The sequence below is a fragment of the Protofrankia sp. CiP1_Cm_nod1 genome (genome assembly GCF_920888515.1).
Classification (GTDB): Bacteria; Actinomycetota; Actinomycetes; order Frankiales; family Frankiaceae; genus Protofrankia.
In genome coordinates, this window is record NZ_CAKKTM010000104.1 from 1,203 (window position 1) to 5,859 (window position 4,657).

The window sequence follows — 4,657 nt, forward strand, 5'->3', positions numbered from 1 at the left end:
TGGCCAGTGACGGCATGGCCAGTGACGGCATGGCCAGCGACGGCGTTCGGGTACCGCCCATGGCACGGGTGATCCGCCGGCTGACCGACTGGGTACCCGACGCGGAAGCCACGGCGGTGCGGATCCGGGTACGGGACGGGCGGCTGGCCGCCGCCATGCTGGACCGCGCGGGCGCCCCGTTCACCCGGGAGCAGGTCGTCGTGCCCCCGGCCGCCGGCGCCCCGGCCGCCGGCACTGAGACCAGGACCGCCAGCTCAGGGGCGGCTGGTGCCGGGGGAGCGGACTCCGAGGCCGGGGCTGCCGGCTCTGGGGCTGCCGGGCCTGGGGCTGCCGGGCCTGGGGCTGCCGGGCCTGGGACCGCCGGGCCTGGAGTGACCGGGCCTGGGCCGGCCGGCTCCGGAGCCGGCGGTTCGCTGGTGCTGGCCGGTACGGCCGGGATACCGGCTGGGATCGCGGGCGCGCAGGTCGTGGTGGCCGCCCCCGAGACGGACGCGGTGATCCGTCTGGAGCTGCTCACCGCGTCCGCACGCTTCACCCCGCCGGGCCTGGCGGCGGTACGGGTGCCCGGCGGCGGTGTCCTGCGGTTACCGGCGCTCACGCCCGGCGCCGTGGCGTCACCGGAGCGGGTCGGCACGGCGGCGGTGCGGGTGGCCGTGCTCTCGGGCGGGCCGGTGGTCGCCGGTCTCGGGCTGCCCGCGGTGGGAGCCGCGCCAGCCCTGGCAGGGGCGCGGCCGGCCGGGAGGCCACCGGCCGTGACAGCCGTGCCGCTGGCGCGGGAGTACCGCTGGGTCGGCGCGGCAGACATGATCGAACCTGACGCTACAGCCGCCATACGGCTGCCTGTCGCGCCTGATCGGACACTTTCCGCGCTGGTGCTCACCGCACCGGAAAGCATGGTGACAGTATGGATTGATGGGAGCCCGTTGCGCATCCCGGCCGGTCGGACGGTGTCCGTCGGGTCGGCCGGTGCCGTGCGGATGGTCACCCGCGGCGGGCCGCTGGTCGCGGCGCAGACGATCGGTACGACCGACTGGGTCGCCCCGCTGACCCTGTCGGCGGCGCCGCGGACGGTGTTCGTCCCCACCCTGTTCCAGGACCCCCGGGCTGCCTTCCGCCGACAGCCCGGCCCCACCTCCGGCCCCTGACGCCCAGGCCGGCCGGCCTCCAGGGGGCGGGCAGCCAGCCGGCCGGTCAGGGCGGTGGTGGCGGGTGCGAGCCGGGTGAGGCGATGAACACCCTGCCTCGCCCCCACAGGCTCAGGGTCAGCGTCCCGTCCGCTGCCGGTGCCCTGGTCGGGGCCGGGGGCACCAGGGCCGCCTGCCCCCGGCGAAGCCCCACCGGGCGGATACCCACGCCTTCCACCGTGACGGCGCCCTCGGTCACCAGCAGGATGGCCGGACACCGGATGGTGACCGCACCGCCGAGGGCGTTCCCGTCACGGGCGTTCCCACCGTGGGCGTTCCGTCCACCGTGGGCGTTCCGGCCAGCGGCACTGCCACCGGAGACGTTTCCACGGGAGACGTTTCCGGCAGCGGCGCTTCCTCGGAAGGCGCTCGCGTCGAGGGCGCCCGCGCGGGAGGCGTTTCCGGCGGGGATGTCGTCGTGGCCGACACGCCCGCCGGAAGCTGTCCAGGCGGGCGCGGCCCAGCCGGGCACCTTCCAATCGGAGGCCGTCCGGTCGGAGGCCGTCCAGCCTGGCGCCGTCCAGTCCGGCGTTGCCCGGTCGGGAGCCGTCCAGCCACAGATCGCTTCGGTCAGCGCGAAATCGTCGACCGGCACATCCCAGGTGCGCACGATGATCCCGGCCGTCCCGCCCACCGTCCGAGGGGTGAGCACGGGTGCCCCGGTCGGCGTCGGATCCAGGACGCGCAGCAGTTCGTCCACGTCGACGTGTTTCGACGTCAGCCCGCCGCGCAGCACGTTGTCGGACGTGGCCATGATCTCGACGCCGATGCCGTGGACGTAGGCGTGCAGCAGGCGGGCCGGCTGGAAGAGCGCTTCCCCCGGCTGGAGCAGCACGTCGTTGAGCAGGAGCGCGGCGGCGACACCGACGTCGCCGGGGTGCGCCGCGGCGAGCCGGATGACAAGGTCGGCGGCCGTGGCCACGTCGGTCGTTATGTCGGCCGTCATGGCTGTCGTCGCGCTGGCCGCCGCTCTGGGCGTTGTCGCCCCGCTGGCTACCGTTCTGCCGGCCGCCGCTCTGCCGGCCGCTGTCCTGCCGGCCGCGGCTCTGCCCGCCATCGTCCTGCCGGTCGCCGTCCTGCCGGTCGCCGCCGCGTCGGCCGCCGCCCGTGCGGCGATCATGGTGGCGGCCTCGACGGTCCCGGCGACAAGGCCGCGCGCCTGGTGGGCGGGCATCGTCAGCAGTGTGCGCAGGACGGCCGCGGCCCCGGCCGCGGGGTCCGCGCGCAGCGGCTCGAACGCGGCGGTCAGCGGGGGATGGCCAAGGGCCCGCACCAGGCGCAGGGTGTGCCGCGGGTCACGGATACCGGCCAGGGCACGGAAGGGGGTGAGCGCGACGATCAGCTCTGGTTTGTGGTTGCGGTCCTGGTAGCGGCGCCAGGGGGCCTGCGGTGGCACGCCGGCCCGTTCCTCGCCGTCGAAACCGGCCCGCGCCTGCGCCCGGTCCGGATGTACCTGCAGGGACAGCGCCCGTTCGGCGGCGAGCACCTTCAGCAGGAACGGCAGCCGGCCCACGGCGTCCTCGGCCGGCTGCCGCCGGCCACCGGCGCTGGTCTCGGTCTCGGACGGCGCGCTCGGATGGGTGCCCAGCCACAGCTCCGCGGCCGGCCGGCCGGCGGGGGCCTCGCCGAGCAGGCCGTAGATGGCGGTGGGTGAGCCCCAGTCGTAGTCGCGCACCCGCCCGAACAAACGCAGAATCCCGGCGGGCCGATCAGCCGTCACTATTGCTCACCGCCTCGTCACCATTATTCGACCTCCGTCGGGCGGAAGGGGCCGCCGGCCGGAGCCGTCGTTGTCGCCGCCGCTCGGCAGCCGGCCGGCTGAAAGCCTTTCCGCGCTCCTCTCCCGCAGGATGTCCCCAGCCGGGCCGGAAAAGATACCGGCGACCGGCCCCGTATCGCGTGACCATCGGCACGGTTGGCGGAAAAAGATCCCCTACAGCGCCGCGGCCGGTTCTGACATGGCCTGACAGCGACGCGGCCCGGCGCCGGAGGCCGTGGCTGGCGGCATGATGCACCCGCCGGTCACATTCTCGCGGTGCGTATTCCTTCGCTGTGCGCCCCGTGTTCCAGGCCGCCTGGATTTGTGCCGCCCGCGGCGCTGCCCATGTTGTTACCCACGTTATTGCCGATGTTATCGCCCACGTCACTGCTGGCCTGGCCGCCGGCGTCGCCGCCGGTATTCACGCGGTCGATCCGGCTGATTGTCAGGCTACCCGACGCGGCACCGCCGCGGACATCCAGGGGTGGTCGCAAAGCCGGCATGTCGCGTCTGTCGCAGCACGGGTGGCGCACCTGGCTATTCGTCCTCGTGCCAGCCGTGGCCCTCGGGATCGATGATCTCGGGCTCCATGCCGAGCATGTCCGCGATCTTGTGGATGAGGACGTCCAGGATGAGCTCGGCAAGGTCGTCGGTGTCCATCGCGCGGGCTTCCAGTGGCCGGCGGTAGATGATGATCCGGTCCGGCGTCGCGGACCGCCCCCGGCCGGCCGGGGGCTGGTGGTGGGCCAGCGGCACCGGGTCGTCCGGGCCGAACACGGCCGGTACGGGCGGGACGTCCTCGACCGCGAACTCGACCCCGGCGAGCTCGGCCGACCAGCGGTGCTCAAGGTGCTCGACAGCGTCCAGGACGAGGTCGTCGAACCGCTCGCCGCGGCTGCGGTAGGCGGGCACCTCCGGCGGGATGAGCAGCCCGCGCAGGCCGCGCCCACGCCGGTCACGCCGACGTGCCGCGGGTATCGGCGGCTGGGTGGACGGGAAGGCCGGTGCGGGAGTTCCCCAGGAGGTGCCGGTGGAGGCGTTGTCCGCCATGTCGTGAGCGTACGGCTCTCCGGGCGGAGTGTGCAGATCCCCCCGGGGATCCCCGGGGGGATCTGCTGTACCGTCCGCCACAGCCCGCCGGTATCCGCGTTCCGGTGTCCCGTTGGGACGACCGTGCGAATGCGAAGTGTCGTAGATCTGTTACGTTTTCTCTGTGGATGGATGCGACACGGCGGGCGGTTGTGGCCGTCGCCCGTTCCGGGGGCTACCGTCCGGAACGTGAAGCCTCGGCGCTGCTCCCGCTCGGCATGTTCAGCGGCTGCGGTCGCCACACTCACGTACGCCTACGCCGAGTCGACAGCCGTCCTCGGGCCGCTCTCCCCCTACGTCGAGCCGCACTCCTACGACCTGTGCGGGACGCACGCCGACCGTCTCACCGTGCCACTGGGCTGGGCGGTCGTGCGTATCGAGGGCGAGTCCAGACACAGCCCGGCCTCCGACGATCTTGAGGCGCTCGCGGACGCGGTTCGTGAGGTGGCCCGACCCACGGGTCGTGACGACCCGCCCGGCCCGCCCACCCCAGGACGGCGCGGCCATCTGCGGGTCCTTCCCCGGCCGTCCTGAGCCGCCCCGGCCCGCCGCCCGGCCTGATACCGGCCCGGCCCGGCCCGGCCCGGCCTGCCGTCGCCGGCCCAGCCGGCCCACCGGTCCGCCC

At 74.4% G+C, this 4,657-nt stretch carries 4 protein-coding genes and 1 pseudogene; 2 read left to right on the plus strand and 3 right to left on the minus strand.

The window, feature by feature from the left end; genetic code table 11:
- A pseudogene (locus tag NBX02_RS05220) lies at positions 1-1,145 on the plus strand (hypothetical protein); the annotation flags it as partial.
- A gap of 46 nt (positions 1,146-1,191) precedes the next feature.
- Here the strand turns inward: NBX02_RS05220 and NBX02_RS05225 are convergent.
- From NBX02_RS05225 to NBX02_RS05235, 3 genes are all read right to left on the minus strand, one after another.
- Positions 1,192-2,904 (minus strand): type I phosphomannose isomerase catalytic subunit, encoded by a 1,713-nt coding sequence (locus NBX02_RS05225; RefSeq protein ID WP_445548274.1) that lies wholly within the window; start codon positions 2,902-2,904, stop codon positions 1,192-1,194.
- Positions 2,905-3,206: 302 nt separating this feature from the next.
- Entirely contained in the window at positions 3,207-3,446 is a 240-nt protein-coding gene (locus NBX02_RS05230) for a hypothetical protein (protein WP_250290236.1), read from the minus strand.
- A gap of 34 nt (positions 3,447-3,480) precedes the next feature.
- Positions 3,481-3,993: a metallopeptidase family protein gene (locus NBX02_RS05235; protein WP_250284959.1), complete on the minus strand. Its 513-nt coding sequence runs from the start codon at positions 3,991-3,993 to the stop codon at positions 3,481-3,483.
- Between the two features lie 228 nt (positions 3,994-4,221).
- On the opposite strand from NBX02_RS05235, the gene NBX02_RS05240 reads away from it, so the two are divergent.
- Positions 4,222-4,566 carry a DUF3499 domain-containing protein gene (locus NBX02_RS05240; RefSeq protein WP_250284961.1) on the plus strand — a complete coding sequence of 115 codons (345 nt, stop codon included), beginning with the start codon at positions 4,222-4,224 and terminating at the stop codon, positions 4,564-4,566.
- The last annotated feature ends 91 nt before the right edge of the window (positions 4,567-4,657 follow it).

What these genes read in the sequence shown, in the direction of transcription:
- NBX02_RS05230 (WP_250290236.1), bottom strand. Translation starts at nt 3,446, where the DNA reads ATGCCGGCTTTGCGACCACCCCTGGATGTCCGCGGCGGTGCCGCGTCG.
- NBX02_RS05235 (WP_250284959.1), bottom strand. Translation starts at nt 3,993, where the DNA reads ATGGCGGACAACGCCTCCACCGGCACCTCCTGGGGAACTCCCGCACCG.